The following is a 15,523-nucleotide window of genomic DNA, read 5'->3' as shown; positions in this document are numbered from 1 at the left end:
ACAAATATAGGGCTTTTCCACGAAATGGTTATATTTGCGTCCTAATTATTGTGTCATACTATGAAGCAGAGATGGTTATTGTGGATGCTGGCCGTGCTGACGGCTGCTGTTCTGAAAGCCCAGCCGGAGGGTTCCTTCACGCATTATTCGTCGGACGACGGCTTGTCCGAGAACACCGTCATGGACATGTTGCAGGACAGCCGGGGAAACATGTGGTTCTCTACCTGGAACGGCATCAACAAGTTTGACGGCTATACCTTCAAGACATTCAAGGCCCGTCAGGACAATCAGATAGCCCTGACCAGCAACCGGGTGGACAACATGAAGCTGGACCGTTACGGATTCATCTGGCTGCAGACGTATGACGACCGTGCCTTCCGTTTCGATCCGCGTACGGAAGTGTTCGAGTCGGTGCCTGCCGAGGGAGAGCCGGGCAGCCAGACGGCCATATCGTCCATCAAGGTACTGCCGGACGGCACGGTGTGGCTGCTCACCCGTCGGGAAGGGGCCGTGCGGATTACGACCGATTCGACGGATTATCGGCTGACGTCGGTGTGGTACTCTCCGGCATCGGAGCGCTTGAGGGTGTCCCGTGTCTTCGATGTCTGCCAGGCAGACGGGGCGGAGTGGGTCTTGTCGGACAACGGGCTGGTTTGTTTCACTCCCGACGGGGCCGAACCGGTCATCTATTTCGAGAATGCGGAGGAGGGAAAGGACTCGTTCAAGAAACGCCAGAGCTTCTACGTGATGGAAGATTGCGGCGACTGCCTGCTCTTCGGCTCCGGCAACGGGACGGTCTGGGTCTATCGGAAGAAGGACCGGACCTTCCGGCCGGTTCAGCTCGATGCAGCCTCGCGCATCAGTGGCATCAAGCATCTGAAGAAACTTTCGCAGGTCGTGGTGGCCACCGTGTCCGACGGCTTCTTTGTCTACGACCTGCCGACCGGCCGGACGGAGCACTATGCAGCCTCCCGGTTGCCGGCCGAAAAGGTCAAGAGTATCTATCGGGACTTGTCCGACGAAATATGGTTCGAACAGGACGTTGTGGGCGAGGTGGCCCATTTCAATCCCTATACCCGGAAGCTGAAGTGCGAGAAGGTCTATGCCGAGCCCACCAATACCGACCGTTCCCGTCCGGCTTTCCACATCCACGAGGACATCTTCGGCACCTTGTGGGTGCATCCCTATGGCGGCGGCTTCTCCTATTTCGACCGGAAGAACAATTGCCTGCGTCCGTTCTACAACAGCATGACGGGCGAGAACTGGCGTTTCTCCAACAAGATACATTCCGCTTTTTCCGACCGTCAGGGCAATCTGTGGATGTGTACCCACTCCAAAGGACTGGAGAAGGTGACGTTCCGCACCGATCGCTTCCGGCTGAAGGTGCCGGTCAATCATTCGTATGAGTCGTTGAGCAACGAGGTACGGGCCCTCTGCGAGGACAAGGACGGCAACATGTGGGTGGGGCTGAAGGACGGCATGCTGCGTGTGTACAACCGTCATCGCGAAGAAATCGGTTACCTGACGGAGGCCGGAACCGTGTCCCATAGTGGGAAGCCCCTCTTCGGCAACACTTATTTCGTGATGCAGGACAGCCATGACAACCTGTGGATCGCGACCAAGGGAGCAGGAGTGGTGAAGGCCGAACCCCTGCCCGGCACGCTTCGTTACCGGCTGACCCGCTACCGCTACAGCGCCGATGATGTCTACAGCTTGTCCGACGACAATGTCTATTGCCTTTACGAAGACCGTCGCGGACGCATCTGGGTGGCTACGTTTGCCAACGGCATCAGCTATCTGACACGCAATGCCGACGGCAAGGAGGTTTTCATCAGCCATCGGAACAATCTGAAGGGCTTCCCCATCAAATATTGCAGCAAGGTGCGCTGCATTACCGGCGATGCGGACGGACATATCTGGATAGGTACCACCGTGGGACTGCTGATGGTGGACGACGGCTTCGACCGGCCCGAAGACGCCCGGTTCTACCATTACCTCCGTGCTCCCGAAAAAGCCAACGCGCTGAGCAATAATGATATCCATTGGGTCAAACCGACGCGGGAAGGGGAGCTGTATGTGGCAACCTTCGGCGGCGGACTGAACCAACTGGTCGACCTGAATGCCGAAGGACAAGCACGCTTCAAGGCCTATACCGTACGCGACGGTCTGCCGTCGGACATCCTGCTGTCCATTCAGGAAGACAAGAAAGGCCAGTTGTGGATCAGTACGGAAAACGGATTGAGCAAGTTTACACCTGGGTTGGGGCGTTTCGAGAACTTCCAGAACAAGTACAGCAATTCCAGCATCCGTTTCAGTGAGGCGGCTTCGGCCTATGCGTCGGACGGCAACATCCTGTTCGGAACCAATCATGGCATTTTCTATTTCAATCCCGATTCCATCCAGAAGAGCGTCTACGTGCCTCCCATTGTCCTGACGCAACTGCTGCTGGCCAACGAGAGCGTGAAGCCGGGTCCGCATTCCGTGTTGAAGTACACGCTGGACGACACCCGTGAACTGACGCTTTCCCATCAGGAGAATATCTTTTCCATCCAGTATGCGGCCCTCGACTATACCAATCCTTCCGACATCCAGTATGCCTATATGCTGGACGGGTTCGAGAAGAACTGGAACTACGTGGGCAAGCAGCGCACGGCCACCTATACCAACCTGCCCAAGGGACACTATGTGTTCAAGGTGCGTTCGACCAACGCCGACGGCGTCTGGTCCGACAATGTGCGTACGCTGGACATCGAAGTGCTGCCTTCCTTCTGGGAGACACCTTTGGCCTATTTCCTGTATGTGTTGTTCTTCCTGCTGATTATCGTGACGGCGGTCTATATCCTGTTCACCATCTATCGGCTGAAGCATCGGGTGGCCATGGAGCAGCAGCTGACTCACATGAAGTTGCGCTTCTTCACCGACATCTCCCACGAGCTGCGTACGCCCCTGACGTTGATAACCGGTCCCTTGGAATATGTGCTTCAGAATACGAAGCTGCCTGCCGAAGCCAGGGAGCAGTTGCAGGTCGTGGAGCGGAACTCCAATCGGATGTTGCGGCTGGTCAACCAGATATTGGACTTCCGTAAGATCCAGAACAAGAAAATGAAGATGCAGGTACAACGGCTGGAAATTGTTGCCTTTGTCCGTAAGATTATGGACAACTTTGAGGCCGTGGCCGAGGAACACCACATCGACTTCGTTTTCGAGACGGAGAAGGAGGCCGTCTATCTGTGGGTGGATGCCGACAAGTTCGAGAAGATTGTCTACAATCTGTTGTCCAACGCCTTCAAGTACACTCCCGAAGGGAAGATGATTACGGTTTTCGTCCATGACAACGGGCAGACCGTGTCGGTCGGTGTGCAAGACCAGGGTATCGGCATTGCCGAGAACAAGAAGAAATCGCTGTTCGTCCGTTTCGAAAATCTGGTGGACAGCAGCCTGTTCAATCAGTCGAGTTCAGGCATCGGCCTGTCTTTGGTGAAGGAGCTGGTGGAGATGCACAAGGCTTCCATCACGGTAGACAGCAAGTTGGGTGAAGGCAGCTGTTTCAAGGTCGATTTCCAGAAAGGGAAGGAACATTACGACGAAACGGTGGAATTTTTGCAGAACGACGTGGAGCAGGGTGGTGCAAAGCAGGAACAACAGACTGCTGTGGAGGACAACGGGGCTTCGGAAGGAAACAAGGGAGAAGAAGGAACAGAAAATACGGATGTCCGGAGTACGATGTTGCTGGTCGAAGACAATACCGAACTCCGTACCTTCCTGCGCAGCATCTTTGCGTCGGAATTCAGGGTGGTCGAGGCGGCCAACGGAGCGGAGGGGCTGGAAAAGGCTCTCAGCCTGGTACCCGACATCATCATCAGCGATGTGATGATGCCCGAGAAGGATGGTCTGCAGATGATGCGCGAGCTTCACGACAACATGACGACCAGTCACATTCCGATGGTACTCCTTACGGCCAAGACCGCCATTGAGAGCATGTTGGAGGGGTTGGAGTATGGAGCGGACGATTACATTACCAAGCCCTTCAGCGCCACCTATCTGAAGGCGCGTGTAAGGAATATCCTGGAACGCAGGAAGAAGCTTCAGGAAATGTACCGTGAGAAGCTGATGAACATGGCAACCTCGCCTGACGAGCCGACGGTGGAAGAGAGCAAGGCCCCCGAGATGTCGCCCAACGACCGGAAGTTTATGGACAAGCTGATGGCGTTGATGGAGAAGAACCTGGACAACGGCGATTTGATTGTGGACGATCTGGTGAAGGACATGGCAGTGAGCCGTTCGGTATTCTTCAAGAAGCTGAAGTCGCTCACGGGGTTGGCCCCTGTTGAATTCATCAAGGAAATGCGCATCAACCGTGCCGTCCAGCTCATAGAGACCGGTGAATACTCCATGACGCAGATTGCCTATATGGTGGGTATCAACGACCCGCGCTATTTCAGCAAGTGCTTCAAGCAAAAGATGGGCATGACGCCTACGGAATACCGAGACAGGAAGGCTGGGAAGAACTGATGTTTTTCCCAGCTCAAACGGTTGCTTTTCCCAGCCTAAACCATCGTTTTCCCCAGCTTAAACTTGTCGTTTGCCCAGCTGAAAGTACGTATTTTTTATAAGTGATTGAGAATGAGACAAGTTTTTACCTCATAAAAAGAAGAGGTTACGAATTAGAAATAAACAGAATGTAGCATCCTGCTGTGATTTGCATAACCATCCAAAGAACTCTTTCGGTTGCAAAGGTACGATATTTAATCGGGGATAAAGAATGTTTTAAGATTTTTTATCCTCGATTTTTTGCTTGGATAAATCTGTTTTTATTAACCATACTCTTCTCTATTCTTTGCTATTTCCATTTCAATCCATTCAAACATATGTGGCAAGGGTTCCTGTTTTGAATGGTCTATTTCGTTTGCATATTCTCATCCTTTCGTGTGTTTTGTATAAAAGTCAGCCGTCGTCGCAGAAAGACAGTCTTCGTACCTCAGACTAACTTCCTCCGACTATGGCACGGCAAGAAAAATCCTTGGCGGTATGCCTTGAAATACGTTCCCTGACCGTCATTTTCAAGAAAGCGTATCATTACAGCCGAGTTGAGTTCACCATTATTATATATACCCATGATTCCTGTATAGAATCCACGGTCATAGCCTTCCGCTTCGTGGATTATTTCCATAGTCTTGTCCTTTGGCGCACCTGTTATGGAACCTGCGGGCAACATTGCATCCAATATGTTTCCGATGTGCTTTTGATAGTCGGTTGGTAACTTGCCGCTTATTTCAGAACTGGCCTGGAGAATATTCCCCTTATTGGTATGGAGCACATCAATATAACGGTATTTATCCACCCTTACATGCTCCGCCACACGGCTAAGGTCATTGCGGATCAGATCCACAATGGTAGCATGTTCGGCAGCTTCTTTTTTATCGCTCATCTGCTTATCACATCATATAAAAAAAGGAGAATGGTTAAGTCTGCTTCATAAACCATTCTCCCATTATCTAATTCGAAGTACATTAACTACAGATTCTGTCGCAAGAGCAATAAAACAATGTCACGACCATGAACCTTTGTAATTTATACTTTTATGTATAAAGATTCTATTCAAATCGTTAATTTTTCATCCTCTTTACATGGCTCCTCATTTTGTTCCAATATTCTTATTGGCGTTTTGTACCTGTTGATATGGAACTTTATCTGTTGCAGTTCGACTTTTAGTCTGTTCCTTGTAACTTGAAAAGAAAAAGTTTTTCCCATATCCATTTCCAAATATCACATCGCAAGGTTCGCCCGTATCTTTCCAAATACGAACTTTTGCAGAAAAATCAAACTCCAAAGTTTCTTTTGACTTGTCGTAAGGATATTTTATTTCATAATATTTGCGACCAATATTCTTTTTTATTTTTGCTCTGCCATCATTACTTTTAAACACACCTTCACTAATCGTTGGATGTGTGTTTCTATAATAACCAGGCCCCATTGTTTTTATGACTTCAGAACTTAAATCGATAAGATACTTATTTCTCTGAACTGAGTCCATTTTTTCAAGATTTTGAGCTGAAATACTCAAAAGTGGAAACATGGACATTAAAAATAAAACCAAATACTTCATGTCTTTATGTTTTTATTTGATAACATCATTATATTGAATATCAGGTCTTTTTGTCGGACCAAACGTTATATCCTTATAGGATTCATTGATATTATGCCCTCCTGTTATTTCTGGACCTTCATAATCACGTAAAATTCCAGGCAAATTATATGACTGTGCTAAATCTAAATCATTTTGGGATGGACCTGTTCTTCGTGAAGTTGTTTTAGGACAATAATGGAGTGTTGTATGGCAATGAAAAAAAGCACAAACATCAATGTTTGAAGTTGGTACTCCCAACGATATACTTGCGTTAGTACCTGCACATCCCGTAATGGCAGGACCTTTTACCATTTTTCCTACATAATATTTTCCGCTTGTCTGACTTTTATAAATATAAAATCCGTACTCGGAGCGAGAAGCAGAACTTGCGGTTTTCTTCATCAAATTCCAAGCTTCATTCATTTGCTTTTTTACTACGTCTTGTTTCAATATCTCAGAAACATCAGGATAAGTATAAGCTCCATTTACAGCTCTTGTTGAAATTTGATTCTCGTTAATAAAAATGTCGTCACTATCGTCTGTACAGGCACAGAACCCCATACTTATAATAATTGACAAAAAAAACAAAATTCTATATTTCATATGATAATTCCTTATATTTAATATCAAATACTACAGATATAATGTTCTATCCTACTTTTCCACCACCAAATGTTTCTGATCCAGCAAGGCTTTTACCATTCATTTTTTCAAAATTTGAGTTTAATACTTTATACGTTAATGCCATTTTTATTTGTGTTTAAGTCCCTTTTAATCCATGCGGCTTAGCCGGGACTGTTGGCTGAGTCGTATCATTCAAAAATCATATATATACATTACAAAAATCATGCCTATTTTATTTTGAGGATTTTATGATGTCAGAGTGTCAGTCCAAACAACTTTAAGCTATAAATACGGTATGCAACTTCTATATAAAACTCAGCCGTCGTCGAAGAAAGACAGTCCTCGTACCTCAGACTAACTTCCTCCGACTATGGCACGGCAAGAAAGATCCTTGGCGGTATGCCTTGAAATAATTCAAGACTATACTGCCAAGGACTTTTCTTTGTTTGCCGTGCTGACAACGGCTGACTTTTATAGCCACAACTCGCAGTTCCATTTTTTATCGCACAATCCAAACGACATGAAACAGTGGCACGCCACCTTTTCATGTCTCAGTAGTACGGCATGAGGAAAAGTGTTTCTTTTTGTCGGTTGCAGGCTAACCGATCAAAATAAACACCATTCCTTGATTTGCCGTACAATTTTGTTTGCATACTCCACCGCAAGAAAGAAGTCATTGATGTAAACCCCAACGACCACTTTCATGCTTGGCTGCACAGCCTTGGAGAAAACCCGATGCAAGAAGCATGGACAAGCCATACTCTTCTTTCATCGGAATTTCTCTGAAGGCTGTGCCATTATTGTATGCGATTTCCATTTTCCTAAAAACATATGCAAAACAGTATTTATATCCATTTCTCAGAAATGAGTATGCGATAATCGTGCTGTCCAAAACTTCCGTGAAGTTTCTATTTTCATTTGCCGCTCTGATTTTCTTTCCTCCACAAGGTCTTTCCTTTTGGCATCAACCGTTATCGTGCAGGTGCAAAGGTATGGCAGCGGGCTTTGGAAATAAAAGGTCGAGCCTTCGGTTTTCGAAAAAATCTCCACACCGTTGGGTAGTATTTTTCCGAAAAACCTTGTATTTCCAGCCTCGCCGCCCTTGAAAGGCACCTGAAACGAAACGACCGATGCGACAGGAAGACGCAAAAAAAAATGTCGGAAAAGGGAGCGACAAAAGGTGAAGAAACGAGAACTTCCCTTCAGTTCCTGGAACCGCAAATAAATTTAATTCAAGGCTATATGACAACAAACATCAACATAACACAGACTTGGTGGAGATTACTCTCCGCAGTCGGCTCAACCCTCATCACTTTGGTGGCTTGGTTGGGATATATGGCTCTCTGCATGGTCGGTGAAGTCATATTGGGAATTGTGAAGTTCATCTTCGGTATCATCATTTCCATTCTTTCTATGGTGGTACTGATTGGAACATTCATTTGGTTATTAACACTTTAAAGTACAAGCGATATGAACAGAAGCATTGAAGCGATACCTACATGGTCACTCTGCTACATCATCAATGGCGATGCAAGCGGACTGACGGACGAGGAAATCCGTATGGTGGACGAAGCCATACGCAAGAACAATATTGAGATAGTAAGTCCGAGATACAACGATGACATGTGCACAGGACCTTACTTCAGCCATTATCCGTTCTTCGGACTGCCTACAGAAGTTGAGGACTGCGACATCATCTATCATGAGTAACAACCCCTTTAACAACATCAGATATGAACACTACAGAATATTTCAAGAGAACCATACAAGCCTATTTGGAGGAGCGTGCTATGGAGGACGAACTCTTTGCAGCCAAGTATGACAACCCCGACAAGAACATAGACGATTGCGTCACCTATATCCTTAATTGGGTACAGAAGAGCGGTTGCAACGGCTTTTGCGATGACGAGATATATGGGCAAGCCATCCACTACTACGAGGAGAAGGACATCGAGGTAGAAAAACCATTGAACTGCCAAGTGTCTGTTAACCACCACATTGAACTCACAGAGGAGGAGAAGGCACAAGCAAGACAGGAAGCTATCCGCCAATATCAGCAAGAGCAGATGAACAAGATGCGTAACAGAGATACCGCCAAGCGCATCTCACAGAGAACGGAAACAGAAGTACACCAACCATCATTATTCGACACGTTATGAAACCAAGAACGAAATATCAGAAGCAAGTCGTAACCTCAAACAAGGGGTTACGACCTATCAAGGGAGCGCAAATGCAATGGGCATTCCGTGAATGTCTTGACCACTATGCCTTTCAGTTGAAGCACGGACAGACCACCTGCATGGACTGCGGACACACTTGGACTACGGACGAGGATGCGGACAAATGTGTCTGCCCGAAGTGTAAGGCAAAGTTGGAAGTGCAGCGCACCAAGCGACAGAAGGCAATGTCTTCTACCTATTTCTGCGTACTCACCGAGCGCAAGGGACTACAACTTATGCGAGCATATCAGATGAAAGCCTATTACCGCAAGGGACAAAAGGCAGACATTTATTGTTGGGAGGTGGCACGCTATTGGATGAACGAGAAAGGCAAGGTGGAGGTTATGGCACGTAAGCGCACAATGGGTATCTATATGGACACGTTCTGCTACGACTCCGACATTGAACTGCGCAAGGACAACACCACCTATCAGCATATTGCCTCATTTCCGGTCTGCCCCGATATGAAAGTCATTCCTCAGATATGGCGCAACGGCTTTGACGGAGCGTTTCACGGCATCGAACCGCTTACATTGTTCAAGGCGATGCTGACAGACCACCGCATCGAAACGATGATGAAACAATGTCGTTACGGACACGTCCGCCACTTCATAGACCATCCACGGCACTTGGAAACTTGTTGGAATGCCTACAAGATAGCCAACCGCAACCATTACCTTATTACAGACATCGGCAAATGGGCGGACTACATCTGTATGTTGGTAGAAATGGGCAAGGACATCAGAAGTCCACATTACATTTGCCCCGACAACCTTGAAGCCGAGCACGACAGAATATCCGAGAAAATCAGAGCCAAGAAAGAAAAGGAGCGCACCGAGGAGGAGATACGCAAGGCATTGAAGAACGAGGACAAGTTCAAGGAAATGAAGAGCCGTTTCTTCGGTTTAATGTTCACGGACGGCAATATCGTGGTGAGAATGCTTGAAAGCGTCAGGGAGCACGTTCTTGAGGGCAAGGCGATGCATCATTGCGTAGGCAGCGGTACAAACTATTCACTCAATCCCGACTGCATCATCTTCTCAGCAAGAATAGCCGAACAAAGGGTTGAGACCGTGGAGTTTTCACTCGAACAGATGAAAGTCGTACAATGCCACGGACTACAGAACAAGGATACCGAACATCATGCCGACATCATCAACTTGGTGAACAGCAATGCAAGACTTATAGAGCAACGAATGGTTGCAACGACATGAAATCTATATCGGCGGAGCGATGAAAATTCGTTCCGCCACTTTCTTTCATGAGCCGAGGAGCGGAAAAGAAAGTGGCAAAGAAACCGTCTTTTCCTTATCTGCGATGCTTGCAAAGAACAAAGGACAGCCCCCAATCAAAAGGACTGTCCTAGTTTATAAAACCTTATTCTATGGAGTAAACAAGAGCAGATACTCCATTTTTCTTCTTCGCTCGATGGAAGGCACTATCTTTCCGTTCCACCTTTTGAAGTCCACATAGTCACGATAGATGTTTCTGTTGCCACTTCGCATCTTGGCATACATCCGGCTTTTCATCACCTTTCCACACCCCACATTGTAGGCAAGTGTAGCCAAGAGCAGCGAGTCACGACCGAAACCACGAAACATGGCGCAGAGCTTTCTGAGGTCAGAGCGCAGCAATGCATCGGCTTGCCGTTCCGTCATTATTGGAGAAAACTTCTCGCCAGGCAACAGCTTGTGTCCATATCCGACATAAGGATGGTGCTTCGGTCCGTGCAGACCCTCGTACTTCTTGATGCAGGCGACAGCCAACTCAAAACGTGGCACATGACAAACTCGCTTTATCGCCCCTTGCGTCTGGGCAGACAAGCTGCCCGACACAAGAAGCAAGGCTAACAATATCATCAACCTCATACGCTACCGAGTTTGTTGGCACTTCTCGCAAACTCTTCCTCCTCATCAGTATCGTTGAAACTGAACTCCATTTCGTATGACTTGCCGAAGTTGTCCTCCACCACCACTGTCAGCGTCTGTGTCTCCGTACTTGCCGAAGTATAGTAAAGACGGAACTTCTCGTTCTCCAACAGATAGCGGTCGTTTGGCTGGAACACCGTTCCGTTCTCCATTCTCAACGAACCTTTTCCGTCATGCTGAAAATAGCGGATGGTATAGATGGTGCCGTCAAACTTTCCCTCCGCCTTCAACTCGCAGCGGATTTCAACAGTCTGTCCACGCACAATGTCCTTTGGCACAGGCATCGTCTCCACCTTGAAAGGATACGACTGCTGAATGTCCAGCTCATCGCTGCACGATGAAAGGATTACCGACACGGCACACACGAAAAGGAATGCCAACACGCTCACTGATTTCTTGATTTTATTGTTCTTCTTCATTGTCTTGTTGCTTTTTGAATGATTGTTACTTTCTTGTCTTATGGCTCATCAGGTACTCGTTCAAGTCCTTGTAGCCAGTGTATAGATGCGAATGGTCAATGACCTTATCGCCATATCGCTTTTGTAGTTCGACATGGGCATTCTCGCCAGCTTCGTCATTGTCCAAATGACAGTACACTTGTGCATAGCCATCTAAAAGATGATGCACCTTTTGCATATTAGTCACCGAATTGAGAATAATATGATCCTCACCACGACCTATGTCAAGAATTACGGCAGAGAGAAAATCCATAAAACCCTCGTACAGATGGCAGACGTTGCTGTTCCTGCCAATGAGAGTGACGTCCTTTGGCGACACGCAACCTTTGAAGAAACGGTTGCGTATCTCGTAGCCACCGCTGTTGTTCTTGAAGCCGACAGCAAAAAACTGTTTGCCATTGTATCGGTATTCCACCTGACAGCAGAAACGGCTCGCCACGTCAGCTGATATGCCACGCTCACGCAAGTACTGCCGAAGTGCAGGATGACTCAAAGGCTTTTCCACAATATCACTAAAGGGATTGCCTTTCGCCTTCACAGCCTTTTCCGCTATTCTTTTATGATGCGGAAACGATGTCGGGAAGCTGCCACCAAGTGTTTCAGATATGAACTTGGCTTGCGCCACAAACTCATTGCTGTTGATGAACTCCCCTGCGAGGTTGAAGATGTCACCACCTCTGGCGATGCCATAGTCATACCAGACATTCTTGTCCGTTGATACCCGAAGCGAAGGATTGCGGTCGTTGCGGTATGGCGCATGATACCAAAGTCCCGAAGCCTTGTGCTTGACAGGCTCAATGCCGAGAACATAGAGAAAGTCCACAATAGGCACTTGTTTGATTTCATTGATGTCCATAGGCTCACTGTTTTAGTTGATGATGAACTTCATGCCGATGCCAAACTGCGTGTGGAAATGTCCCGTGCTGTTGCCCCAAACAAGCCTTTCCTTAACGGAAGCGGTCAAAGCTATAGCATCCGACAGGTATATTTCCGTTTCCAATGCCACGGCACCACCATAGATAAACGCTCCCTTGTTCTGCAAGGTCGCTCCGTCCGACATGGTTCTCTTGCCCCAGTTTACGGACTCATAGCCAGCCAGTGCCGTACCTCCGATATAGAACAGCACCGTCTTACTGTTGTCGGAAAGGAAGTTGTAGGAATAACCGAACTCGCCCGTAATTTGTGCTATTGGAACGGAAGTGTTACGGTAAGGCTGATTCACTTGCAGGTATTCCGCCCCATATATCCACTTGTCACCACCCTTGGTATAGCTTGAAAGTCCGAAACCTGCGTAATAGCCAGCCTTGCAGGACTTCTTGCCGTTATACACTCCGTCAGCCATGCCGACCTTCACCTCAATGCCTTTCATCTGAGGAAGACATCTTTGGGCGAATGCCTGCCCTGCGGTGAGGGCAAGCATCGCCATGATTGCAATGTTTCTTCTATTCATCCGTTACTTCACGCTAAGTTCGTTGATTGTCAAAGCTCGCACCAAGTCGCTGTTCTCCACGACAAACGACTGATGGCGACCGCCTTCCTTCTCGTTCATCTCCACGACAAGCTCCTTGTCGTCAGGAATGGTAAATTTCGGTAAGCAGAACACCGTCTGCTCCGTTTTCTTGCCAGCCACACGCACCACATAGTTGTAGGCACGGACAGGAAGAAGCACCTGCTCCTGAATGGCGGTTCGCTTCGCCACCTTCTTGTCCACCACCTTGAACGTGATATAGTCCACGTCAAACGGCACGTTGCTCTGGTTCTTGATTTCTGTGTGGAAATACAGCAAGTCGCTGTGTACATAGATGCCCTTCAAAAGATACTGGATCCCGAAACGCTTGCTGCCGATATGCTTCACCTTGCGTTTGTTCTCCTTGTGGATGGACTTCATGATGAGGTGTACCAGCATGGGACTTTCCTTGCCCAACTCCTTGAGATAAATCTCCTGCGCATTGTTCGGGCGGTTCACCGCCTCACCGTCATGGATGAAGTCCGCCATCTCGATATTGAGCATGAGCGGTTCCTTGGCATACTTCACATTGAAGGTGTAGAATGAGCCATCCTCCGTGATGACGCTCATATTGGTCTCTTTCTTGAAGTTCTTCACGGCAGCTTTTACACGGATAACATTCTCCGCACCGTCCGCCTTGCCAGCAATAAGGTCCTCTGAACCCAAGTCAACGTACTTGACAGAGGCAGGAAAGAGAATATGAACCGTCTTGTCATAAGTCACTTCCAAACCATGAGGTGGAATCATGCGGTCGAAGGTCAGCTTCTTGGTCAAGCCATGATAGAGGTTGCTGTTCTCTTCCTTCTGCGGATACACCTCCTTGGTCAAGGTCAGTTTCTCTTCCTGGTCGGAAGAAACAGTGCTTACTTGCTCAGTCTTTACAGACTTCTGCGCTTTTTTCTTGCCTGTCTTCTGCGCTGATGCAGTGCAGGCTACGCCCAGCATAAGGGCGAACATGATTGTTGTCTTCTTCATTTTAGTTTGCTTTTAATTAAACTTTTGGATTAAGTGGTATAAATGTTGTTGCCTTTCGGCTAATCTTCCTCTTGGTAGAGCATGACCCTGTAGCCAGCCTTCAGGTGTATCTTGACGGTACGCATCTTCTTGGAGATATACTGCGACACGCCTTGTATGACACCTTTTCCCAAGTCGGAGGCAAGCTGTGCCCCGGCATTGGAGGAAATGTTGATGCTGCTGTTCAGCGAGCTTCCCATGTTGGCACCGACTTCCTTGGCTGCGTCAACCTCCATCGACTTCGGGATGAAGATGCCCTCCTGACCGTCATTGTCATAGACTGCAAGCTCAATCGGGATAATCATGCCGTTGTGCTCAATGGACTTCAAGGCTATGGAAAGCCTTTCGCCTTGCAATCGTGCCACTCCGACAATGACAGAATTTCGTGGTATCTCCCTATTGCCGACACGCATAGATTCCAACAATCTCAACCTTACTGCCTGTCCGTCCGTTATGGTCTGGTTGCCGTGGATGCAGGCAGAAATCGTGTTTTTGTCGGAAACACCACCTCTTCCGATGGCGGTATTGAATATTGCCGAAGCCTTTTCCGAGTAAGAGGCGACAAACTCCTCGTTACTCATGGAGCGGGTCAAAGACGAGACCACATGCCTTTGCACTTGCCTTACAGGGGAAACCTTGGCTTTCTTGCCCTTGGTGACAGCTTCCTTGTTTTCCTCTGTTGCAGTTTCTGCCGATGAAGGACTTGCCGCATTGGCATTTCCACCAGGCATGTACTTTGCCGCAAGTTGGTAGGACTTCTCCATAAGGGCGACTTGCTCGTCCATATTGGAACGCTTGTTTTCCTGCTGCATCATGCTTGCCTCCAGCTCGTCAAGACGTTTCCTCAACTCAGCATCTTCGCTGCTTCCCCCTTGCTGTGGCTGTTCATAGAAACCGCCCAAGGTCGTGTTCAAGGTTTGGTATGCCTCGGCAGACGAGCGGATGGCATCCGCCTCCTGTCTTTCCGCTTTTGTTGGCTGCTGCCCAGACTGCATCAGGTCAAAGTCCTTTTCTTGCCGTGTAGCAGTCGAATCAATGCCTGGCATGTACTCACCAAGAGTGTTCATTACTCTGCTTTTTTCCTTTTGCTTATTGGCAAGATTCTCCTTGGAGTATGCCTTGCGCTTGTCTGCCTCCACATCTGTCTTCTCCGCATCAGGCATTTCCATGTTGAATCCCTTGCTGCCTTTCTCACCCTCTGATGCAGACGGCTTGAAGATAAGCCATAGCACCAGACCGCAGACGAGGCACATGCATGGTATGGCAATCATCTTGTTACGCTTGATACGCTGTTCCTCTGTCAAAGGCTTCTTTTCCTTTGGAGCCTTATCCGGCTCCACCTTGTCATTCTTCTCCTTCTCCATGTGTCAATTCATCTTGGTTGGTCACTTGCTGCCCCTTGTCGGTAGGCAACTTTACACTCTCAATGTGCTCAACCTCTATATTAGAGGTCTTGCCGTTTCCAAAGTTGATGATGGCTGAACCTATCATGTAAAGGCTACAGAGGGCAAACAAGCTGAACATGACGAGCACGACTTTCAGTCTCACCCTTGGCGGAAGGGAATCCAGCCTGTCACGCAGTCTTCCCTTCATACCATTCACCTTTTCTTGGATTGTCTTAATCGGATTTTCCATTCTTGCTATTT

General features: G+C 47.9%; 14 protein-coding genes and 1 pseudogene. 5 read left to right on the top strand and 10 right to left on the bottom strand.

What is annotated here, in order from left to right; genetic code table 11:
* Positions 1-60: 60 nt before the first annotated feature.
* Positions 61-4,512, top strand: a complete 4,452-nt coding sequence (locus BQ7483_RS11995) for a hybrid sensor histidine kinase/response regulator transcription factor (RefSeq protein WP_072546034.1) — start codon at positions 61-63, stop codon at positions 4,510-4,512.
* Between the two features lie 517 nt (positions 4,513-5,029).
* Here BQ7483_RS11995 and BQ7483_RS11990 read toward each other — a convergent pair.
* From BQ7483_RS11990 to BQ7483_RS17570, 3 genes and pseudogenes are all read right to left on the bottom strand, one after another.
* Positions 5,030-5,428 (bottom strand): annotated as a pseudogene (locus BQ7483_RS11990) (chorismate-binding protein); the annotation flags it as partial.
* A gap of 207 nt (positions 5,429-5,635) precedes the next feature.
* Positions 5,636-6,106, bottom strand: a complete 471-nt coding sequence (locus BQ7483_RS11985) for a hypothetical protein (RefSeq protein WP_072546033.1) — start codon at positions 6,104-6,106, stop codon at positions 5,636-5,638.
* 12 nt (positions 6,107-6,118) lie between these two features.
* The gene (locus tag BQ7483_RS17570; RefSeq protein WP_139247644.1) at positions 6,119-6,730 is read right to left on the bottom strand and encodes a hypothetical protein; all 612 of its coding nucleotides are present in this window, start codon (positions 6,728-6,730) and stop codon (positions 6,119-6,121) included.
* A gap of 1,176 nt (positions 6,731-7,906) precedes the next feature.
* Between BQ7483_RS17570 and BQ7483_RS11980 the strand changes: the two genes are divergently transcribed.
* The 4 genes from BQ7483_RS11980 to BQ7483_RS11965 all read left to right on the top strand — a co-directional run bounded on the left by BQ7483_RS11980 (position 7,907) and on the right by BQ7483_RS11965 (position 10,184).
* Entirely contained in the window at positions 7,907-8,209 is a 303-nt protein-coding gene (locus BQ7483_RS11980) for a hypothetical protein (RefSeq protein WP_228115391.1), read from the top strand.
* A gap of 12 nt (positions 8,210-8,221) precedes the next feature.
* Complete coding sequence (locus tag BQ7483_RS11975; RefSeq protein ID WP_072542326.1) at positions 8,222-8,461, top strand: DUF6926 domain-containing protein; 240 nt, start codon at positions 8,222-8,224, stop codon at positions 8,459-8,461.
* 23 nt (positions 8,462-8,484) lie between these two features.
* Positions 8,485-8,910, top strand: a complete 426-nt coding sequence (locus BQ7483_RS11970) for a PcfK-like family protein (RefSeq protein WP_072542325.1) — start codon at positions 8,485-8,487, stop codon at positions 8,908-8,910.
* Between the two features lie 71 nt (positions 8,911-8,981).
* Positions 8,982-10,184, top strand: coding sequence for a PcfJ domain-containing protein (locus tag BQ7483_RS11965; protein ID WP_235847355.1), 1,203 nt, complete (start codon positions 8,982-8,984; stop codon positions 10,182-10,184).
* A gap of 168 nt (positions 10,185-10,352) precedes the next feature.
* Here BQ7483_RS11965 and BQ7483_RS11960 read toward each other — a convergent pair whose 3' ends face one another.
* Genes BQ7483_RS11960 through BQ7483_RS11930 form a run of 7 tightly spaced genes read right to left on the bottom strand, consistent with a single transcriptional unit; the run spans position 10,353 to position 15,512 of the window.
* Positions 10,353-10,838 (bottom strand): lysozyme, encoded by a 486-nt coding sequence (locus BQ7483_RS11960; RefSeq protein ID WP_072542323.1) that lies wholly within the window; start codon positions 10,836-10,838, stop codon positions 10,353-10,355.
* Positions 10,835-11,317, bottom strand: a complete 483-nt coding sequence (locus tag BQ7483_RS11955) for a DUF3872 domain-containing protein (protein ID WP_072542322.1) — start codon at positions 11,315-11,317, stop codon at positions 10,835-10,837. Before BQ7483_RS11955 ends, BQ7483_RS11960 begins: the two co-directional genes overlap by 4 nt.
* Positions 11,318-11,342: 25 nt before the next feature.
* The gene (locus BQ7483_RS11950; RefSeq protein ID WP_072542321.1) at positions 11,343-12,212 is read right to left on the bottom strand and encodes a toprim domain-containing protein; all 870 of its coding nucleotides are present in this window, start codon (positions 12,210-12,212) and stop codon (positions 11,343-11,345) included.
* A 12-nt stretch (positions 12,213-12,224) separates the two neighbouring features.
* Positions 12,225-12,806: a conjugal transfer protein TraO gene (locus tag BQ7483_RS11945; RefSeq protein WP_072542320.1), complete on the bottom strand. Its 582-nt coding sequence runs from the start codon at positions 12,804-12,806 to the stop codon at positions 12,225-12,227.
* A 3-nt stretch (positions 12,807-12,809) separates the two neighbouring features.
* Positions 12,810-13,838 (bottom strand): conjugative transposon protein TraN, encoded by a 1,029-nt coding sequence (gene traN / locus BQ7483_RS11940; protein ID WP_072542319.1) that lies wholly within the window; start codon positions 13,836-13,838, stop codon positions 12,810-12,812.
* Positions 13,839-13,897: 59 nt separating this feature from the next.
* A complete protein-coding gene (gene traM, locus BQ7483_RS11935; protein ID WP_072542318.1) occupies positions 13,898-15,241 on the bottom strand; it encodes a conjugative transposon protein TraM in 1,344 nt (447 codons plus the stop codon).
* Complete coding sequence (locus tag BQ7483_RS11930; RefSeq protein ID WP_072542317.1) at positions 15,222-15,512, bottom strand: TraL conjugative transposon family protein; 291 nt, start codon at positions 15,510-15,512, stop codon at positions 15,222-15,224. Before BQ7483_RS11930 ends, traM begins: the two co-directional genes overlap by 20 nt.
* Positions 15,513-15,523: the final 11 nt, after the last annotated feature.

The organism is Mediterranea massiliensis (genome assembly GCF_900128475.1).
GTDB classification, from domain to species: Bacteria; Bacteroidota; Bacteroidia; order Bacteroidales; family Bacteroidaceae; genus Bacteroides; species Bacteroides massiliensis_E.
The sequence above is the reverse complement of the archived record's forward strand: the minus strand, read 5'-3'. Positions and strand labels throughout refer to the sequence as shown.

Bases quoted from the DNA above. Each gene is read 5' to 3' on its own strand.
- BQ7483_RS11995 (WP_072546034.1), top strand. From the start codon at position 61: ATGAAGCAGAGATGGTTATTGTGGATGCTGGCCGTGCTGACGGCTGCT.
- BQ7483_RS11985 (WP_072546033.1), bottom strand. From the start codon at position 6,106: ATGAAGTATTTGGTTTTATTTTTAATGTCCATGTTTCCACTTTTGAGT.
- BQ7483_RS17570 (WP_139247644.1), bottom strand. From the start codon at position 6,730: ATGAAATATAGAATTTTGTTTTTTTTGTCAATTATTATAAGTATGGGG.
- BQ7483_RS11980 (WP_228115391.1), top strand. From the start codon at position 7,907: ATGTCGGAAAAGGGAGCGACAAAAGGTGAAGAAACGAGAACTTCCCTT.
- BQ7483_RS11975 (WP_072542326.1), top strand. From the start codon at position 8,222: ATGAACAGAAGCATTGAAGCGATACCTACATGGTCACTCTGCTACATC.
- BQ7483_RS11970 (WP_072542325.1), top strand. From the start codon at position 8,485: ATGAACACTACAGAATATTTCAAGAGAACCATACAAGCCTATTTGGAG.
- BQ7483_RS11965 (WP_235847355.1), top strand. From the start codon at position 8,982: ATGCAATGGGCATTCCGTGAATGTCTTGACCACTATGCCTTTCAGTTG.
- BQ7483_RS11960 (WP_072542323.1), bottom strand. From the start codon at position 10,838: ATGAGGTTGATGATATTGTTAGCCTTGCTTCTTGTGTCGGGCAGCTTG.
- BQ7483_RS11955 (WP_072542322.1), bottom strand. From the start codon at position 11,317: ATGAAGAAGAACAATAAAATCAAGAAATCAGTGAGCGTGTTGGCATTC.
- BQ7483_RS11950 (WP_072542321.1), bottom strand. From the start codon at position 12,212: ATGGACATCAATGAAATCAAACAAGTGCCTATTGTGGACTTTCTCTAT.
- BQ7483_RS11945 (WP_072542320.1), bottom strand. From the start codon at position 12,806: ATGAATAGAAGAAACATTGCAATCATGGCGATGCTTGCCCTCACCGCA.
- traN (WP_072542319.1), bottom strand. From the start codon at position 13,838: ATGAAGAAGACAACAATCATGTTCGCCCTTATGCTGGGCGTAGCCTGC.
- traM (WP_072542318.1), bottom strand. From the start codon at position 15,241: ATGGAGAAGGAGAAGAATGACAAGGTGGAGCCGGATAAGGCTCCAAAG.
- BQ7483_RS11930 (WP_072542317.1), bottom strand. From the start codon at position 15,512: ATGGAAAATCCGATTAAGACAATCCAAGAAAAGGTGAATGGTATGAAG.